This is a genomic window from Enterococcus sp. AZ095b, assembly GCF_051714725.1.
Lineage (GTDB): Bacteria > Bacillota > Bacilli > Lactobacillales > Enterococcaceae > Enterococcus_B > Enterococcus_B pernyi.
Genome location: NZ_JBIOSL010000001.1, coordinates 1,771,062 through 1,790,180, shown reverse-complemented (window position 1 = coordinate 1,790,180; position 19,119 = coordinate 1,771,062). Strand labels below are relative to the sequence as shown.

Here is a 19,119-nt window from a genome sequence, read left to right as displayed (position 1 = left end):
ATCAGATCGAGCAGGTCCTTTTTAGGACAATTGGAGTGGTACCGCGGGAATTCTCGTCTCTAGTAAATTCATAGGAAATATGGATTTGCTAGAGATTTTTTTGTTTTACAGCAAACAATATGTAGGAGGAAAATAAATGAATAACAAAGATGTTGTTGCAAAAGCACTATATGAAGTCGTACAAGATGACTTGACGTTGGAGCAAGTCGCACAATTACTTGAAAATCCAAAATCAGCGGACCATGGAGATGTCGCATTTCCAACGTTCTCTTTAGCAAAAATCTTCCGCAAAGCACCACAACAGATCGCAGCGGATCTTGCTGAGAAAATCGATGCAACAAATTTTGAAAAAATCGAAGTCGTCGGACCATACTTGAACTTCTTTATGAACAAAGAGATCATCAGTAAGCAAGTGTTAGCTACAGTAGTAAAAGAAAAAGAACACTATGGGGATAGCACGATCGGTAACCAAGGAAGCGTGCCGATCGATATGTCTTCACCAAACATTGCAAAACCAATTTCAATGGGTCACTTACGTTCGACAGTAATCGGAAACTCAATTGGCTTTATTATGGAAAAATTAGGTTATCAACCAGTACGTATCAACCATTTAGGAGACTGGGGTACACAATTTGGAAAACTGATCGTTGCCTACAAAAAATGGGGATCTGCTGAATCTGTAAAAGCTGAACCAATCAATGAATTATTGCGTCTATATGTCCAATTCCACGAAGAAGCTGAAACACAACCTGAATTGAATGATGAAGCTCGTTCTTGGTTCAAGCGTCTAGAAGAAGGCGACGAAGAAGCGATGGAGTTATGGCAATGGTTCCGTGACGAATCAATGAAAGAATTCAACAAGATCTATGACTTGTTAGAAGTTCGTTTTGATTCATTGAACGGGGAAGCTTTCTATAATGACAAGATGGATGAAATCGTCGAATTACTAGAAGAAAAACATCTCTTACAAGAAGACAAAGGTGCAGAAATCGTTGACTTATCTGCTTATGATCTAAATCCTGCCTTGATCAAAAAATCAGATGGTGCGACACTTTATATTACGCGTGATTTGGCAGCTGCACTATACCGTAAACGTACGTATGATTTTAGTCAATCACTATACGTAGTTGGTAATGAACAAAGTTATCACTTTAAACAATTGAAAGCTGTCTTGAAAGAACTAGGTTTTGACTGGGCAGATGATATGCACCATATCCCGTTTGGTTTGATCACACAAGGTGGTAAAAAACTATCGACACGTAAAGGAAAGATCGTTTTACTAGAAGAAGTATTGAATGAAGCAATCGACTCAGCGAAACAACAAATCAGTGAAAAGAATCCTGATTTGGAAAACAAAGATGTCATCGCAAAACAAGTCGGTGTGGGTGCTGTTATTTTCCACGATTTAAAAAATGACCGTTTGAATACGTTTGACTTCAATTTAGAAGAAGTGGTTCGTTTTGAAGGAGAAACAGGTCCTTATGTCCAATATACTCATGCTCGGGCGATGAGTTTATTAGACAAAGCAGGTTTTGTTCCTTCTAAAGATCAAGCTTATGCGTTGAATGACGAAAATAGTTGGGAAGTCGTGAAGCTTGTACAGAAATATCCTGAAACAGTGCTTCAAGCTGGTGAAAAATATGAGCCATCGATCATTGCAAAACATGCGATCAAATTGGCACAAGCGTTCAATAAGTACTATGCACATACAAAAATCTTAGCGGATGATGACCAAAAAGATGCGCGCTTAGCGTTAGTTTATGCTGTCACTGTTTTACTAAAAGAAGACTTACGTCTATTAGGATTACATGCACCAGATAAAATGTAAAAAGTTTCATTGTTTAAAGATTTTCTGAAGAGAAATCTAAATGTTATGTTCCAGTCAATAATCCATGGCATATTTTACAATTGAATTGATTTTTATCTAGAAGGGTTTCTTTTAGAAACGAGCCAAGTCGGGATTTGAAAAAATCCCGGCTTTTTTGACGTATTTTTGGTACGGCATACATTCTTATAGTTGTTTTATGTTGAATTGTACATACAAAAATTTTTATGAATAAATAATTGAATTTCCTTTTCTTATTTTAGAAAAAGTCGTTTCATGAGAATTTTCACTTTTTATTAAGCGCTTTCTTTTCTTGGGATATACTCTCGGTGTCAATAAAAAAGAAAAGGAGTGGAAAAATGAAAAAGAAATGGTTCTCGTTGTTGATGGTTGTAATGTTGTTGTCGTCGGTTTTCCAACCGACACTCTTAGCCTTTGCGAGTGATCGATCCTTCAAAGAAGCAACCTCGCGTCCGGCTGTTGCGATTGATTTAAGTGGCACTTCGCCAGCAAAAGATGAAAAAACATGGAACGAATGGGCAAAACTCCGAGGATTTACGGATACCCTGACTGCCGAACATAACGTATTTGATAATTTAGTTCTAGCGGATTATTTAGACGTGATGGAAGGGCCAAGTACGTTACCCCTCAGTACTCGGTTTGCTCGTTCAAAAATTGCACCGATCATCCAAGCTACCGCCTTTGCTGAATTTACCCGACCCTACTTAAAAGAATCAACCAAAGAGACAGCTGTCAGCCAATTGTACCGTTTGACTTCGACAAGTATCCTAAGGCAGTCGATCAGCTTGCTCGGTGATGCCATTGATGCCCCAGAAGACCCCGTTGAGATTTATCCGACCACCAAAATCGAGTTGGCTAACTGGATTACGGTCCAAAACCAGTTCCTTGAATACATACAAACAACACCAGAACTATCTGGATATGAGATGCGAACTGGCACAGACGGTATGAGCGGATTGTTCGTTCCTAAAGACACGAATGATCAAAGTCTATTAGTTTATCCAGATACTTCGCTGAATGAATACTTACCGGGAAATGAAAAATTACCTCCACGGATCGGCGCCCTGAAACAAATCAATTTTTCTCCATATAATGGTCCAGGAACACCCTATGTCAATGTGACCATGAGCTATACCGCCTATGATCATCGCCAAGAACTATACACGCAATATGATATTCGGGGCATCACGATTCCTTTAGAAACGGATTTCGACACATTTTTAGCAGAAATCGCCACACCTGAACAAGCCTTGGAACTGGTCAAAGAATATTCTTCGGTCCAATTTGGAGCAGTAGTCCCAACAGATGTCGATTCCGTCAATGACATCGGAAAAGAAATCACCCGTCAGATGATCGATGAGCGGGATGCGCTGATTGATCAATTGCCTGATACGTTTCAGACCAATCTATTCCGGATCGCAGCGAAAGCCAATGACAAAGAAGTTGTCATTGATCGGGAAGGTGAGTTTGTGTATCGGGGAACGCAAGAAATTGTTCCCTTAGACCAAATCGACATCGGTTTTAACCAAGAAATCATCTATACGATCCGCAAAGTGCAAAGCTTTTTCGGTGTCTATTGCAACTACTATGCGTTAGCCGATGGCTTGTTTGATGAAGAACGCACGAATTCTTTGCCAAAGAGTTTAGATGACACCACCATTGCAGCGATTTCTGAAGTCGGTGGTAGTGTATTGAAGCACTTACCAAATTACGAAAATACCGACTGGGTCATCAAGCAGTCCCAATTGAAGCTCGAACCAGTGGATATCTTGCTCATCGCCATGTGCTTACCATGGTCTGAAATGATTTCTGTCTTACGGACCGTCAAATCCGAAGAAGTTATCCTAGCAGCGATTGAAGTCGAAGAAGCCGAAGCCGCTCGCGTATTGGAAGCGGAAAAGGCTCTAATCACCAAAGGGTGTCCAAATGAAGCCTTGGTAGAGAAGTTACCAACCACCGAATACTATAACCGTAAAGCCTTGCGCCATGTGGCGGGAGAGGTAAGACCGGGGAAAGATGGAAAATTGACTATATCAGGTGCTCATTCGCGCCATCCTGATTTTTATAATCCGGAAAGTGGGGTAGTTTATAAACCGACAGGAACGGTGGTGGAAGGAAAACCTTTTAAATCCGATGTGAGTTATGGGAAAGATTTCAAGAGAGCAGGATCTACCGTTTTTCCAGATAATTGGGATGCAGAAAAAATTACTAGTGAGGTTGAAAGGATTGTAGAGAAAAATGTCACAAATGTTCCAGGTCCACAAGATTATATTGAAAAGGAAAGCAGTGGTAATTTTGAAATAAAAATACATGTGAATGTAAAAGCAAATGGAAAGGTAAACGTTGTGACAGCGTACCCATTTATAAATTAGAGTTAAGAGATTAGAAAATATTTATAATTTACAACAAAATAATAAAGACTAATAACTCTAAAAAAAATTGAGTTATTAGTCTTTTTCAGATATTTTAGAACTGTTCACACTTCAATAATTTTTTTGTGTATTTATGGTACCTACTATATAAAATATTAAGGCTATTATAGAAAGCTTAATCTAGAGGGTTTTTAGCAAATTTTTAAACGAAAATAAAAAAACATTTTGTGAAATAATTAAATTAAGTCTATAGATAAAGTATTATTTTTTTACAAGAGTCTTTCTGTCATTTTTTTGTAATTGACTGAGCATTAAGTACACCATTTTGAATATTCAGGAGTGGATTTGTCGTAGCCCGCGTTCTTTGGAATCAAGGGCTTCAGATTGGAATTTTTCAGTGGAATAATGATCACGCCAGTAATATAGATTATCTAACTGATATTGATGAATAATAGCTAAAGTAGGGTTATTCAATCGCTCTCTTAAATCAAGATAATCAATATTCAACATCCATTTACTGTAAAAATCTCCATGTATACCAAAGCTTATGTTATAGGGAGAACAACCAAATAGAGGAATATCTTCATAGCAAATCTCATATTCTTCCTCCGATAGACCACGTCTATCGTCGTCTAGGTCGTCTTCCTCTGGATCATAAGGACACTCAGCAAGAAAATGTCCATCACTTGGACCAAAATCAATAAATGAATCATCATGGGTCACAGTTAGTCGAGAATCTAATTGATTTAACTGAGTTTCTAGAAATTCCGTATTCTTTTCTACAGCGGCCAAAGGTCGATGCTTAGGGTCAGTGAAGGTGATTAGTCGACTACTTTTTCTACCTTCACCGATCATCTGTGAAGTTCTTTGATAATGAGATGCGATTGTTTGTTGGAATTGTTCTTCTGGAAATAAATCCTTCCAGTAAGATAAGTTTTTTGCTTGATAAGTGTGAATAACAGTTAATATCAAATCGTCAATTGCTTGTAGCGTTTTTCGATCCGAATGATTTACTTTTCCGTAATGTTCATCAATTTGTTCGCCATAAGGTGTAAAACAATAGAGCGTATAAAATTGATATTTCAACCGATACTCCGAATACACAAAATGTTCCATTGGATGATCTGGCACACGAGGATCCCAGTAAATCGACGAAAGTTGTGGAAAGACCTCTGGACCATAATCAATAAAGTTATCATTATGTATCAAAGTCAAATCTGGATCGATTGCATGAAATTTTCGAGTAAGTTCTTCTGTCATTTTTTTGATCTCTGCTTGTGGTCGACGGTTGGGATCGACAAAGGGAAAGAAGGTCATAATCGTTTTTCCTTTCTATGCTATAAAAGTTTTTTAAATTAAAGTATGACATGTAAATAAGTAGTGTGGGGGCCTGTTTTTTCGTCAATCAGAAAAAAGTAGAGGTTTATAATGGAACAAGCAATACCTGCCTAATTCAAAGTTAAATAAGCTTTATATGGTTTTTAGCGCTTGTGGTGTTTCTCAAATTTGTATTTATTCTACTAGTGGAAAACATTACTATTGTTGTTTCTATGAGGCATTGAGTGCGAGGTATAGCGGAAATTTCGTAGTAACTGGTGGTATCAGCATATCCTATTTTAAAATAAATATATACTCTGAAGTAAAAGATTTTCTAATGACATGGGTGAATAAGAAACGCAGATGTGGGACTTATTAATTAACTATAAAAAGACTAATGTCAAAACTATTTTTCAAGCTTTGATATTGGTCTTTTTATTTATCGGAATCTATTTAAAGTTTTTTTCCAAGCCTGCTTAAACCTCTTTCTTTATATTCATTGATTTTTTTTTGAAACATTTCAGGTGTATACACAGTACGCCAATAATATAAATTGTTCTGTTGATATTGATAGATGATAGCTAAAATTGAATTATTCAATTGTTCGCTTAAACCAAGGTAGTCCGTATTAAACATCCATTCGTTATAAAAATCCCCATGTATTCCATAGCTTAATTGATAAGGGGAACAACCAAATAAAGAAATACCGCCGTAACTAATTGTATACTCTTCATTAGACAAATAACGTCTAGGATCATCTGGCTCGTCTTCCTCTGGATCGTAAGGGCACTCCGCAAGAAAATGACCGATATCTGGATCAAAATCAATGTATGAGTCATCACGAATCACGGTTAATCGAGAATCTAATTGATCTAACTGAGTTTCTAGAAATTCCGTATTCTTTTCTACAGCAGCTAAAGGTCGATGCTTGGGGTCAGTGAAACTAATTGGTGAACTAATTAGTTCGCCAGGTCCAATAGATTGCGATACTCTCTTGTAGGGTTTTAACTTCTCCTGTTCAAATTGTTTTTCTGTAAATATATCTTTCCAATAGAGAAGGTTATGAACTTGATAGTCATGAATGATTCTTAGGAGAGTCTGTTCAATCATTTTTAAAGTTTTTCTTCGCGAGTCTGCATTCCCTCCAGGGCTTCTATAATATTCGTAAATTTGTTCATCATAAGGCGTAAACCAGTAAAGAGGATAGCCGCCATATCTAAGCAGATACTCCGAATACACAAAATGTTCCATCGGATGATCTGGCACACGAGGGTCCCAATAAATTTTCGATAGCTTTGGAAAGACCTCTGGACCATAATCAATAAAGTTATCATTATGTATCAAAGTCAAATCTGGATCGATTGCTTGAAATTTTTGTGTGAGTTCTTCTGTCATTTTTCTGATCTTGGCTTGCGGTCGACGATTGGGATCGACAAAGGGGAAGAAGGTCATAGGTATTATTCCTTTCTATTCAAGGTTTTTTATTTGAATCATAACATGTTAAAAGGCATTCTAAAGAATTTTTTTCGTAAAAGTCGAAGTGAAGAGAACTTGAGTAAAGCGATAATAAACATCTAGGTTGGACACCTATTTAAGCATTAAATCGGTTTTCTTATCATAGTAAAGAATAGTGTTGCTTGGTTATTATAAGCACCACATTTTCTTATATTTATGAATTTCATATTGGAATTCCTCTGGAGAATACTGATCACGCCAATAATATAGATTAAAAATCATATAAATTGAGATAATATTATCAATTTGATTTATGAATTCTTGACTTAACCCAAGATACGTTGTGTTAGGAATGCCTCCCTCGTAGAAATTACCATGATAACCGTAGCCTAATTGAAAAGGATAAAAGCTGAATAGTAGAATATTATCATAATAAATTTTATATTCTTCACCACATAATTTATTTATCGGATCGTTAGGATCATCTTCTTCGGGATCATAGGAACATTCAGCTAAGAAACGACTTATTTTTGGTTCGAAATCAATATACGAATCATTGTGAGAAATAGTTAATCGAGAATCTAATTGTTCTAGTTGAGTTTTCAGAAATTCAGTATTCTTTTCTACAGCAGCCAAAGGTCGATGCTTGGGGTCAGTGAAACTAATCGGCGAACTAACGAGTTCTCCTGGTCCAATGAATTGTGATGGACGATCATAAGGTTTTAACCTTTCCTGTTCCAATTGTTTTTCTGTAAATAAGTCATTCCAATAGAACAGGTTATGCACTTGATAATCGTGAATGACTTTTAAGATAGCTTGGTCAATCACTTTTACTGCTTGTCTAGAAGAATCTGAAGCCCCGCTCGGTTTTCTATAATATTCGTAAATTTGTTCATCATAAGGCGTAAACCAGTAAAGAGGATAGCCGCCATATCTAAGCAGATACTCCGAATACACAAAATGTTCCATCGGATGATCTGGCACACGAGGGTCCCAATAAATAGTCGAAAGTTGTGGAAAGACCTCTGGACCGTAATCAATAAAGTTATCATTATGTATCAAAGTCAAATCTGGATCGATTGCTTGAAATTTTTGTGTGAGTTCTTCTGTCATTTTTTTGATCTCTGCTTGTGGTCGACGGTTGGGATCGACAAAGGGGAAGAAGGTCATAGTTACTATCCTTTCTGTTCAAGATTTTTTTAGTTCAATCATAAGATGTTGAATTAATTCAACTTCCATGTCTTTTTATAGTTACGCACTATTTTTTGGAAATCTTCATAGGAATAATTGTTGCGCCAGTAATATTTATTATAGAGCATATATTTCCTCATAATCACTTCGATCGCATCATCTAGTTCCTTACTAAGTCCAAGGTACGTAACATTAGCAATCCCCCCATTAAAGAAGTCGCCATGAAAACTAGTTCCTATACTATAAGGAGAAAGTCCGTAAATGGCTGTCTCATTAAAATAAATGTGGTAATCATAGTGAGATAAGTAACGTCTAGGATCATCTGGCTCGTCTTCTTCAGGATCATAAGGACATTCCGCAAGAAAATGGCCAATATCCGGACCAAAATCAATATAAGAATCATCATGAATCACCGTTAATTGAGAATCTAAGTGATCTAATTGAGTTTCTAAAAATTCGGTATTCTTTTCTACAGCAGCTAAAGATCGATGTTTGGGGTCAGTGAAACTAATTGGCGAACTAATGATTTTTACTGGTCCAACGAATTGTGATAATCGTTTATAAGGTTCTAACTTTTCCTGTTCAAATTGTTTTTCTGTAAATAAGTCTTTCCAGTAGAGTCGGTTACGCACTTGATAGTCATGAATGATTCTTAGGAGAGTCTGCTCAATCATTTTTAAAGTTTTTCTTTCTGGATCTGGAGTTCCTCCAGGTTTTTTATAAGTTTCGTAAAGCCATTCACCATAAGGAGTAAACCAGTAAAGAGGATAGTTTTTATATCTAAGTTGGTACTCCGAGTACACAAAATGTTCCATCGGATGATTTGCCACGCGAGGATCCCAGTAAATCGACGAAAGTTGTGGAAAGACCTCCGGACCATAATCAATAAAGTTATCATTGTGGATCAAGGTCAAGTCTGAATCGATTGCTTGAAATTTTTGTGTGAGTTCTTCTGTCATTTTTCTGATCTTGGCTTGCGGTCGACGATTGGGATCGACAAAGGGGAAGAAGGTCATAATCGTTTTTTCCTTTCTATCTATAAAAATTTTTTAAATTAAATTATGACATGTAAATAAGGAGTGTTGGAGACTATTTTTTCGTCAATCAGAAAAAAGTGGAGGTTTATAATGGAACAAGCAATACCTGCCTAATTCAAAGTTAAATAAGCTTTATATGGTTTTTAGCGCTTGTGGTGTTTCTCAAATTTGTATTTATTCTACTAGTGGAAAACATTACTATTGTTGTTTCTATGAGGCATTGAGTGCGAGGTATAGCGGAACTTTCGTAGTAACTGAAGGTTAAGTCAACTTGAGAGAGGTTCAAGGTTCTTCTCTAGTATTGATTCAAATAAAAAAGATGCTGGCAAATTTCACCAACATCAAAAAATATAGATACAATTACTATTTGTTATGGTATTTAAAAAATTGTAGCTGTAGTGGGATGATGCAAGAAGTTTTCAACTAACTGCGCATCTTCATCATCTTTCGAAATAATGATCGTTGTATCAAAGCCAGCAATCGTACTAACGATATGAGGCGGTTTGATTTCATCTAAGACAGCAGCGAACAATGGTGCGTTGTCTGGTAAGGTGTGGACGATAGTCAAAAAATGAACTCGTTCCACTTTTAACACGATATCTTCAATCATCTGGATCAAACGTTTTTCATCTTCGCTTTTTGATTCAGCTGTCTCCTTTTCTTTGAACAGGACAAAATGGGAAACACCATTTTCATCAGGCGCCTTGACGATTTTTAAGTCACGTATATCTCTTGAAATCGTCGCTTGAGTCGCAGATACACCCATTTCAGTCAGCTTAGCTAACATTTCATCTTGTGTACGGATCGTATAATCTTCAATGATTTGTTTAATCAACAAGTGTCGCTCAGTTTTTCGCATTTTAGTTCTCCTTTAACGAAACTTTTCACAAGTATCATAACAAAAAAACGTTGAATTGCCCATCTTTATTTTCCAGTTACCTGTTTATTTTTTCACGAATTCCTTATAAAAAAACAAAGAAATAAAATAAAAAAATGAGAGGGAGAAAAAGAAGACACAAAAAATTAAGTAAGTTGATTTTTTTTCTTGAATTTTATGCCCAATTCAGTTAAACTATTGAATGTTGAGCAGAAAAAGATCACTTTGGTGTATCTTGCGTCACTACTCAATAAATCCACATTCTTGTTGGATCGTTGGTCGGTGCTTGTAAAAGTTGGCTAGCGAGTTGGAAGACAAGAAGAGGGAAAATAAAAACCAAATCGGAGGAAACAAACATGGCAGTAATTTCAATGAAACAATTACTAGAAGCCGGCGTACACTTTGGTCACCAAACGCGTCGCTGGAACCCAAAAATGAAGAAATACATCTTCACAGAAAGAAACGGAATCTACATTATTGACTTGCAAAAAACAGTTAAATTAGTAGATGCAGCTTACGATTATATGAAGAGCGTAGCAGAAGAAGGCGGCGTTGCTTTATTCGTAGGTACAAAAAAACAAGCACAAGAAGCAATCAAAGATGAAGCTACTCGTGCTGGACAATACTTTGTAAACCACCGTTGGTTAGGTGGAACATTGACAAACTGGGATACGATCCAAAAACGTATCGCTCGTTTGAAACAAATCAATGCAATGGAAGAAGATGGAACTTTTGCAGTTCTACCTAAAAAAGAAGTTGCTGGTTTGAACAAACAACGTGAACGTCTTGAAAAATTCTTAGGTGGTATCGCTGATATGCCAAGAATCCCAGATGTAATGTACATCGTTGACCCACGTAAAGAACGCATTGCCGTTCAAGAAGCACACAAATTGAATATCCCAATCGTAGCAATGGTTGATACAAACTGTGATCCAGATGAGATCGACGTAGTTATCCCATCAAACGACGACGCAATCCGTGCCGTTAAATTGATTACTTCAAAAATGGCTGATGCTTTCATCGAAGGAAATCAAGGGGAAGATCAAGTAGTTGAAGAAGATTTTTCAGCAGAAAACACAGCGACTTCAATCGAAGAAATCGTTGATGTTGTTGAAGGCGACAACTCTTCAGCAGAATAATTTTTAAATGATGGAGCTGTTTCAAAGGCTAGGCGACAAGCCTCACTCTCCTTTGAAACAGCTTTTTTTAAAGAAAAAGCATACAACTAGGAGGAAGAAAAAATGGCAGACGTTACAGCTAAAATGGTAAAAGAACTACGCGACATGACTGGCGTAGGAATGATGGACGCGAAAAAAGCATTGGTTGAAGTTGAAGGTGACATCGAAAAAGCAGTAGATCTTTTACGTGAAAAAGGAATGGCTAAAGCTGCGAAGAAAAACGATCGTATCGCCGCTGAAGGTCTTGCTTCAGTTGCAGTGAAAGGTAATACTGCAGCAATCGTTGAAGTCAACTCAGAAACAGACTTCGTTTCTAAAAACGAAATGTTCCAAGACTTAGTAAAAGAAATCGCTGAACTAGTTGCTGAAAACAAACCAGCTGACATGGACGCAGCAATGAAAATCAAAACATCAAAAGGAACAGTTGAATCTGACTTGATCGAAGCAACACAAGTTATCGGTGAAAAAATCAGCTTCCGTCGTTTTGAAGTAATCGAAAAAGATGACAACGCTGCATTTGGCGGTTACCTACACATGGGTGGACGTATTGCTGTATTAGCTGTTTTAGAAGGTACAACTGACGAAGCAGTAGCTAGAGACGTAGCGATGCACGTAGCAGCGATCAACCCTCGTTATGTAAACGAAACACAAATTCCTGAAGCTGAATTAGATCACGAACGTACAGTCTTGACTGAACAAGCATTGAACGAAGGCAAACCAGCGAACATCGTTGAAAAAATGGTTGAAGGACGCTTAAACAAATTTAAAGCTGAAATCGCATTGGTTGACCAACCATTCGTTAAAGATCCTGATATGACTGTTGAAAAATTTGTTGCTTCTAAAGGCGCAACTGTGAAATCATTTGTCCGCTTTGAAGTCGGCGAAGGTATCGAAAAACGCGAAGATAACTTTGTAGAAGAAGTAATGAACCAAGTGAAAAAATAATCCGGTTTATAGACTTGATCAATGGGACGATGTTTGGGGCAAAGAAAATGAAGATCATTCTCCGTTTTCTTTGTGCCCCCATCGATTCCATCGCTTATTTGAATGAAATGAGGAGCAGCGACATTCGTCACAGCTCTTTTTTTTAGGGCAAGAGATATCAGGAGCATAGGTATTTTCGTGCCTAAACTATCTGGATATGGTAGAATGTCAATAGAAAATATTGGAGGAATGAACATGGTCACACCAAAATATCAGCGTGTCGTCTTAAAATTAAGTGGAGAAGCTTTAGCTGGAGATGAAGGGTTTGGAATCAAACCACCAGTTATCAAAGAAATCATCCAAGAAATCAAAGAAGTCCACGAGTTAGGCGTAGAGATGGCAATTGTTGTCGGCGGTGGAAATATCTGGCGCGGTCAAATTGGCGCACAAATGGGGATGGAACGTGCACAAGCGGATTACATGGGCATGTTAGCAACTGTGATGAATGCTTTAGCATTACAAGATACATTAGAAAATGTTGGTGTTCCTACACGCGTACAAACCTCAATTGAAATGCGACAAATCGCAGAACCATACATCCGTCGTAAAGCAGAGCGTCATTTAGAGAAAGGGCGCATCGTTATTTTTGCCGGTGGTACTGGAAACCCTTATTTTTCTACAGATACAACTGCGGCATTACGTGCAGCTGAAATTGGCGCTGATGTTATTTTAATGGCTAAGAACAATGTTGACGGTGTTTATTCTGCCGATCCAAAAATCGATTCAACAGCAGTGAAATTCGATGAATTGACACACATGGAAGTCATTGCAAAAGGATTACAAGTAATGGATTCAACTGCTAGTTCATTGAGTATGGACAATGATATCCCGTTACTTGTGTTCAATCTTAATGAACATGGAAACATTCGCCGAGCAATCTTAGGTGAAAATATCGGAACAACCGTAAGGGGGAAATAAACAATGGCAGATGCAATTATGACAGAAGCAAAAGACAAGATGCAAAAAGCAGCACAAAATCTACAACGTGAACTTGGACAGATCCGTGCCGGCCGTGCGAATGCGAGCTTATTAGATCGTATAACTGTTAATTATTATGGCGCACCAACACCATTGAACCAATTAGCATCGATCCAGATCCCAGAAGCAAGAGTATTGATGATCACACCATTCGATAAAAGTGTGCTTCAAGACATCGAAAAATCGATCATGGCAAGCGACATCGGTATCAGCCCAACAAATGACGGAAATGTGATCCGTTTAGTCATTCCTCAGTTAACAGAAGAACGTCGGAAAGAATTAGCGAAAGACGTGAAAAAAGAAGCTGAAAATGCGAAAATCGCTGTCCGTAACATTCGTCGTGATGCAATCGATGAGTACAAGAAACAACAAAAAAATGGCGATATCACAGAAGATGATTTGCGTGACTTAGAAAAAGAAGTGCAAACTCTAACAGATGATAGTATCAAAGAAGTAGATCGTATCGCTGCAGACAAAGAAAAAGAATTGCTTGAAGTATAAGAATCAATAAAGACAGGTGGACAGTGTGAAGTGCTGTCTCCTGTTTTTTACTTTTTGACTAAGAAAAACTAAAAAATCCTTTGAATTTGCGTAAAAAAAGGGCTATACCATAGGAAATAACGATAGATATTGCTATAATGGTAAAGATAGTTGTAATTTTTTAGTATGGGAGGAAAAAGAATGTTACGTTTTTTTCCGCAAAAAAACAAATATATTCAAGAAAAAAGTGAGCACCATTTTGATGCGCAGAGAGATATCCCGAAACATATCGCCATCATCATGGATGGGAATGGTCGTTGGGCACAAAACCGTCGTCTTCCACGAGTGGCTGGCCACAAAGAAGGCATGGAAACCGTTAAGAAAGTCACTAAAAAAGCTTCTCGACTTGGGGTAAAGGTGTTAACGCTCTATGCGTTTTCAACCGAAAATTGGAAACGTCCAAAAGAGGAAGTCAATTTTTTGATGCAATTACCTGTAGACTTTTTTGATACGTTCGTCCCTGAGTTGATTGCTGAAAATGTCAAGGTACAAGTGATGGGCTATGAAGAACTTTTGCCGGAACATACGCAAGATGCAGTACGCCGTGCCATTGAACAAACCAAAGAAAATACGGGAATGATCTTAAACTTCGCACTGAATTATGGTAGTCGGGCAGAAATCATCTCTGCAGTCAAAGCAATCAGTGAACAAGTAAAAGAAAACGATCTTTCTACGGAAGACATTGACGAGGACATGATCGCGGATCATTTGATGACCGGTTTCTTACCTCCCGAACTTCGCGATCCAGGATTAGTCATCCGGACAAGTGGCGAAGAACGGATCAGTAATTTCTTATTGTGGCAGATTGCTTATAGTGAATTATATTTTTCAAAAGCCTTATGGCCAGATTTTGACGGCGCCCATTTAGAGGAAGCAATCGCTTCTTATCAACATCGAGACCGTCGTTTTGGTGGCGTAAAAAGTGTAGATAAAGGAGAACAATCATGAAGCAACGTGTGATCACTGCGGTCGTAGCATTGGCATTATTTATTCCGATCATTTGGATCGGAGGAATTGGTCTTGAGCTAGTAGCGGCTTTATTAGCAGTAGTTGGTGTCTATGAACTTTTTCGTATGAAAGGATTGACACTATTAAGTTTTGAAGGAGTTCTTTCTGCCATTGGTGCAGTTTTTCTTGTCCTGCCGAAAGAGCGCTGGTTTTTCTTTTTACCTGAACAAACAAATGAATTTATGTTGTTTTATTTGACTGTGATGATCCTATTGGGTGCCGCTGTCTTCTCAAAAAATATGTATACGATCGATGAAGCTGGTTTTCCAGTTGTTACTAGTTTATATGTCGGTTTTGGTTTTCAAAACTTTGTTAGTGCGCGTACAGAAGGAATCAACGTATTACTTTTTGGCTTGTTCATCGTTTGGGCAACCGATATTGGCGCATATCTAGTTGGTAGACGTTTTGGTAAGCGTAAGCTATGGCCAGATATCTCACCCAATAAAACGATTGAAGGTGCATTAGGGGGAATAGGTAGTGCGTTAGTTGTTGCCTTACTATATTTCTTACTTTATCCACCACAAGAATTGTTTGGACATGGCTTATTCGTCATGTTACTCCTAACGATCATTCTATCGATCGTAGGCCAATTTGGGGATCTAGTCGAGTCGGCAATTAAACGCCACTATGAGGTCAAAGATTCAGGGAACATTTTACCTGGACACGGTGGGATCTTAGATCGATTCGATAGTCTATTGTTCGTCTTTCCAGTCATGTACTTATTTGGATTGATATAAATAAAAATTCTGTAAAAGAAGCTTCCGAAGCCAAAAGTTTTTCGTCCGTCAATCAGACACGATCGGTAAGGAGATTCTTTACAGGATTTTTATTTTTTTACATTTTAATAGGTGCTTGGTGAAGTGTCGATAATATGGTAAAATTAAGTAGTTTTATTTTAACTGAATAAAAAATAATGATTAATGTAAAGGAGAATAGGATGAGAACAATTATCACGTTCATTATCGTTTTTGGCATCTTAGTGATCGTACATGAATTTGGCCACTTCTTCTTTGCGAAACGATCAGGAATCCTAGTTCGCGAGTTTGCGATTGGCATGGGACCTAAAATCTACGGTCATCAAGCAAAAGACGGCACGACTTATACATTGCGTTTGTTACCGATCGGTGGCTATGTGAGAATGGCTGGGAATGGGGACGACGAAACGGAAATGGCCCCAGGAATGCCGTTATCACTCTTGATGGATTCAGATCATGTCGTAAAGAAAATCAATTTAAGCAAAAAGATCCAATTTACCAATGCGATCCCAATGGAATTGATCCGTTATGATCTTGATGAAGCACTCACGATCACAGGTTATGTGAATGGTGATGAAACGCAAGAAGTAACGTATGCAGTGGATCACGATGCTTCGATCATCGAGGCGGATGGGACTGAATTGAGGATCGCACCGAGAGATGTGCAGTTCCAATCAGCCAAATTATGGCAACGAATGTTAACTAACTTTGCAGGTCCAATGAATAATTTTATTCTAGCAATTCTATTATTCATCGTATTAGCGTTCATGCAAGGCGGGGTGACTGTCACAAATACCAACCAAATCGGTGTTGTTACGCCAGACGGAGCTGCGGCTGCAGCCGGACTGAAAGAAAATGATGAAATTCTTTCAGTAGAGGGAAAATCAATCCAAACATGGAATGATCTGACAGCGATCATTACTGAAAATCCAGATAAACCACTTGATTTTGAAGTTGAACGAAATGGACAGGTTTCTTCTGTTGAAGTGACACCGAAAGCAATTGAGTCAAATGGTGAAAAAATTGGTCAACTTGGGATACAAGCGCCAATGAAAACTGGCTTCTTCGATAAGATCATCGGTGGAACACAACGTGCATTTAGTAGCTCTTTGGAAATATTCAAAGCATTAGGTTCATTATTTACCGGCTTTAGCTTGGACAAATTAGGTGGACCGGTGATGATGTTCCAATTGTCTTCTGAGGCAGCGAATCAAGGGATCATGACAGTCATTGGTTTGATGGCTATCTTATCCATGAATTTAGGGATCGTCAATTTATTACCGATTCCAGCATTAGATGGTGGAAAACTAGTCTTGAATATTTTTGAAGGTGTCCGTGGTAAACCACTTAGTCAGGAAAAAGAAGGCGTTTTGACGCTCGTTGGTTTTGGCTTCCTGATGCTATTGATGGTATTAGTAACATGGAATGACATTCAACGATTCTTTTTCTAGAAAAAGTAGGGTATAATGACATGCGTTAGATTATTTGAGGAATAAAGGAGTTTATATAATGAGACAATCAAAAATGTTGATTCCAACATTAAGAGAAGTTCCAAATGATGCGGAAGTATTAAGTCATCAAATCTTACTACGTGCCGGTTACATTCGTCAGGTTTCGGCTGGAATCTATTCTTATTTACCACTTGCAAATCGTGTATTAGAAAAATTAAAAACGATCATGCGCGAAGAATTTGAAAAAATCGGCGCAGTAGAAATGTTGATGCCAGCGATTTTACCTGCTGAGTTATGGCAAGAATCTGGTCGTTATGAAACATACGGTCCCAACTTGTATCGCTTGAATGATCGTAACGATCGTCAGATGATCTTAGGACCAACACATGAAGAAACATTTACAGAATTGATCCGTGATGAAGTCAATTCATACAAAAAATTACCTTTGAATCTTTATCAGATCCAAGCAAAATACCGTGATGAAAAACGTCCCCGTTTTGGACTATTGCGTGGACGCGAGTTTATCATGAAAGATGCTTATTCTTTCCATGCGTCTCAAGAGAGTTTGGATGAAACATACAAAGATTATGAAAAAGCTTATACAGAGATCTTTAAGCGTTGTGGTCTAGAGTTCCGCGCGATCATCGGTGACGGTGGGGCGATGGGCGGAAAAGACTCAAAAGAATTTATGGCAATCTCAGAAATTGGTGAAGACACGATTTGTTATTCAACAGAAAGTGACTATGCAGCAAATTTGGAGATGGCGACGAGCTACTATGTGCCAAAAAAATCCCATGAAACACAATTGGAAATGGAAAAGAAAGAAACACCAGATGTGAAAACCATCGAAGAGGTTGCAGCTTTCTTTGACGTTCAACCACAAAAAATCATTAAGTCTGTACTTTTCACAGCAGATGAGCAGCCTGTTCTAGTTTTAGTTCGCGGCGATCATGAAGTCAATGATGTGAAATTGAAAAACTTCTTAGGTGCAGATTTCTTAGAAGAAGCAACAGAAGAAGAAGCGAAAAACTATTTAGGCGCTGATTTTGGATCAGTTGGACCAATCGGTGTAGCAGAAGAAGTCAAAGTCTATGCGGATCGTCATGTTCAAGATCTGGCCAACGCGATTGCGGGAGCGAATGAAACTGGCTACCATTATATCAATGTCAATCCAGAACGTGATTTCAATGTCCTAGCATATGAAGACTTACGCTTTGTCCAAGAAGGCGATCCTTCGCCAGATAATAATGGCGTATTAGCCTTCACTCGAGGAATCGAGATTGGGCATATCTTCAAACTAGGTACACGTTACAGTGAATCAATGGGTGCTACTGTTCTTGATGAAAATGGTCGTGAAAAACACGTGATCATGGGTTGCTATGGTATCGGTGTGAGCCGTCTACTTTCAGCGATCGTTGAACAAAATGCTGACGAAAACGGTATTCACTGGCCAAAAGGCATTGCACCATTTGATTTGCATGTCGTACAAATGAACTTAAAAGATGAGTTCCAAACGAACTTGACGAATGAAGTGGAAAAAGCAATGAACGAAGCCGGTTATCAAGTACTTGTTGATGATCGCAATGAGCGTGCCGGTGTTAAGTTTGCTGATTCTGATTTGATCGGATGTCCAATCCGTATCACCGTCGGTAAAAAAGCAGTAGATGGCATCGTCGAAGTGAAAATCAAAAAAACAGGTGAAATGGTCGAAGTTCGGAAAGAAGAACTCGTAAATACACTACCGATTTTATTGAATCAAGGCGAATAAATAAGAGTGGAAAAGTCGTATCAGTCTTTTAGAAGACGGAAGCGACTTTTTCATTTCCTTTTCTTCAGTTAATGAACGGTGTTCAAGAAGCAACACTTCAATAATAAGCCAAAAAAATCAAAATGAAAAAGCCATTTTTCGATTTTCTTGTCTTATTCCTCAGTGCTGATCGCTTTTTTCACAACCTGATAAACGGTTTTCGAAAAGCTAACCTTCAACATTAAGCTGGAAAATTAAAAAATATGAAAAGCTATTTTCTGATTTTCCATCTTACTGCTCAGGTCAGAGCGCTTTTCTTACAACCTTAATGAAAATTTCCCTAAAAAGGGTTATACTAAATAGTATTGAAAAGTAAGGGTCGG

At 38.0% G+C, this 19,119-nt stretch carries 16 protein-coding genes; 11 read left to right on the top strand and 5 right to left on the bottom strand.

Going from position 1 to position 19,119, the window contains the following annotated elements:
• Positions 1-136 precede the first annotated feature (136 nt).
• The gene (gene argS, locus IGJ99_RS08510) at positions 137-1,828 is read left to right on the top strand and encodes an arginine--tRNA ligase (protein ID WP_010735177.1); all 1,692 of its coding nucleotides are present in this window, start codon (positions 137-139) and stop codon (positions 1,826-1,828) included.
• Positions 1,829-2,184: 356 nt separating this feature from the next.
• Positions 2,185-4,218 (top strand): EndoU domain-containing protein, encoded by a 2,034-nt coding sequence (locus IGJ99_RS08505; protein WP_438770756.1) that lies wholly within the window; start codon positions 2,185-2,187, stop codon positions 4,216-4,218.
• A gap of 333 nt (positions 4,219-4,551) precedes the next feature.
• Here the strand turns inward: IGJ99_RS08505 and IGJ99_RS08500 are convergent, their stop codons facing one another.
• The 5 genes from IGJ99_RS08500 to IGJ99_RS08480 all read right to left on the bottom strand — a co-directional run bounded on the left by IGJ99_RS08500 (position 4,552) and on the right by IGJ99_RS08480 (position 10,077).
• The gene (locus IGJ99_RS08500; RefSeq protein ID WP_438770755.1) at positions 4,552-5,535 is read right to left on the bottom strand and encodes a hypothetical protein; all 984 of its coding nucleotides are present in this window, start codon (positions 5,533-5,535) and stop codon (positions 4,552-4,554) included.
• A gap of 453 nt (positions 5,536-5,988) precedes the next feature.
• Entirely contained in the window at positions 5,989-6,987 is a 999-nt protein-coding gene (locus IGJ99_RS08495; RefSeq protein WP_023519853.1) for a hypothetical protein, read from the bottom strand.
• A 192-nt stretch (positions 6,988-7,179) separates the two neighbouring features.
• Entirely contained in the window at positions 7,180-8,160 is a 981-nt protein-coding gene (locus tag IGJ99_RS08490) for a hypothetical protein (RefSeq protein WP_438770754.1), read from the bottom strand.
• Positions 8,161-8,213: 53 nt separating this feature from the next.
• Positions 8,214-9,197: a hypothetical protein gene (locus IGJ99_RS08485; RefSeq protein WP_438726771.1), complete on the bottom strand. Its 984-nt coding sequence runs from the start codon at positions 9,195-9,197 to the stop codon at positions 8,214-8,216.
• A 400-nt stretch (positions 9,198-9,597) separates the two neighbouring features.
• Positions 9,598-10,077: an arginine repressor gene (locus IGJ99_RS08480; protein WP_010735183.1), complete on the bottom strand. Its 480-nt coding sequence runs from the start codon at positions 10,075-10,077 to the stop codon at positions 9,598-9,600.
• A 195-nt stretch (positions 10,078-10,272) separates the two neighbouring features.
• Between IGJ99_RS08480 and IGJ99_RS08475 the strand changes: the two genes are divergently transcribed.
• From IGJ99_RS08475 to IGJ99_RS08435, 9 genes are all read left to right on the top strand, one after another.
• Positions 10,273-10,398 carry a hypothetical protein gene (locus tag IGJ99_RS08475; RefSeq protein WP_276528480.1) on the top strand — a complete coding sequence of 42 codons (126 nt, stop codon included), beginning with the start codon at positions 10,273-10,275 and terminating at the stop codon, positions 10,396-10,398.
• A gap of 53 nt (positions 10,399-10,451) precedes the next feature.
• Positions 10,452-11,234: a 30S ribosomal protein S2 gene (gene rpsB, locus IGJ99_RS08470; RefSeq protein ID WP_010735184.1), complete on the top strand. Its 783-nt coding sequence runs from the start codon at positions 10,452-10,454 to the stop codon at positions 11,232-11,234.
• Positions 11,235-11,336: 102 nt separating this feature from the next.
• Positions 11,337-12,218, top strand: a complete 882-nt coding sequence (gene tsf / locus IGJ99_RS08465) for a translation elongation factor Ts (protein ID WP_010735185.1) — start codon at positions 11,337-11,339, stop codon at positions 12,216-12,218.
• A 234-nt stretch (positions 12,219-12,452) separates the two neighbouring features.
• Positions 12,453-13,175: a UMP kinase gene (gene pyrH, locus IGJ99_RS08460; RefSeq protein WP_010735186.1), complete on the top strand. Its 723-nt coding sequence runs from the start codon at positions 12,453-12,455 to the stop codon at positions 13,173-13,175.
• Positions 13,176-13,178: 3 nt separating this feature from the next.
• Entirely contained in the window at positions 13,179-13,736 is a 558-nt protein-coding gene (gene frr / locus IGJ99_RS08455; protein ID WP_023519849.1) for a ribosome recycling factor, read from the top strand.
• Between the two features lie 180 nt (positions 13,737-13,916).
• On the top strand, positions 13,917-14,723 hold the full coding sequence (locus IGJ99_RS08450; RefSeq protein ID WP_010735188.1) for an isoprenyl transferase: 807 nt from the start codon (positions 13,917-13,919) through the stop codon (positions 14,721-14,723).
• Positions 14,720-15,520 (top strand): phosphatidate cytidylyltransferase, encoded by an 801-nt coding sequence (locus IGJ99_RS08445; RefSeq protein ID WP_023519848.1) that lies wholly within the window; start codon positions 14,720-14,722, stop codon positions 15,518-15,520. Before IGJ99_RS08450 ends, IGJ99_RS08445 begins: the two co-directional genes overlap by 4 nt.
• Positions 15,521-15,720: 200 nt before the next feature.
• Positions 15,721-16,989, top strand: a complete 1,269-nt coding sequence (gene rseP / locus IGJ99_RS08440; RefSeq protein WP_438770753.1) for an RIP metalloprotease RseP — start codon at positions 15,721-15,723, stop codon at positions 16,987-16,989.
• A gap of 58 nt (positions 16,990-17,047) precedes the next feature.
• The gene (locus IGJ99_RS08435) at positions 17,048-18,757 is read left to right on the top strand and encodes a proline--tRNA ligase (protein WP_010735191.1); all 1,710 of its coding nucleotides are present in this window, start codon (positions 17,048-17,050) and stop codon (positions 18,755-18,757) included.
• Positions 18,758-19,119 lie beyond the last annotated feature (362 nt).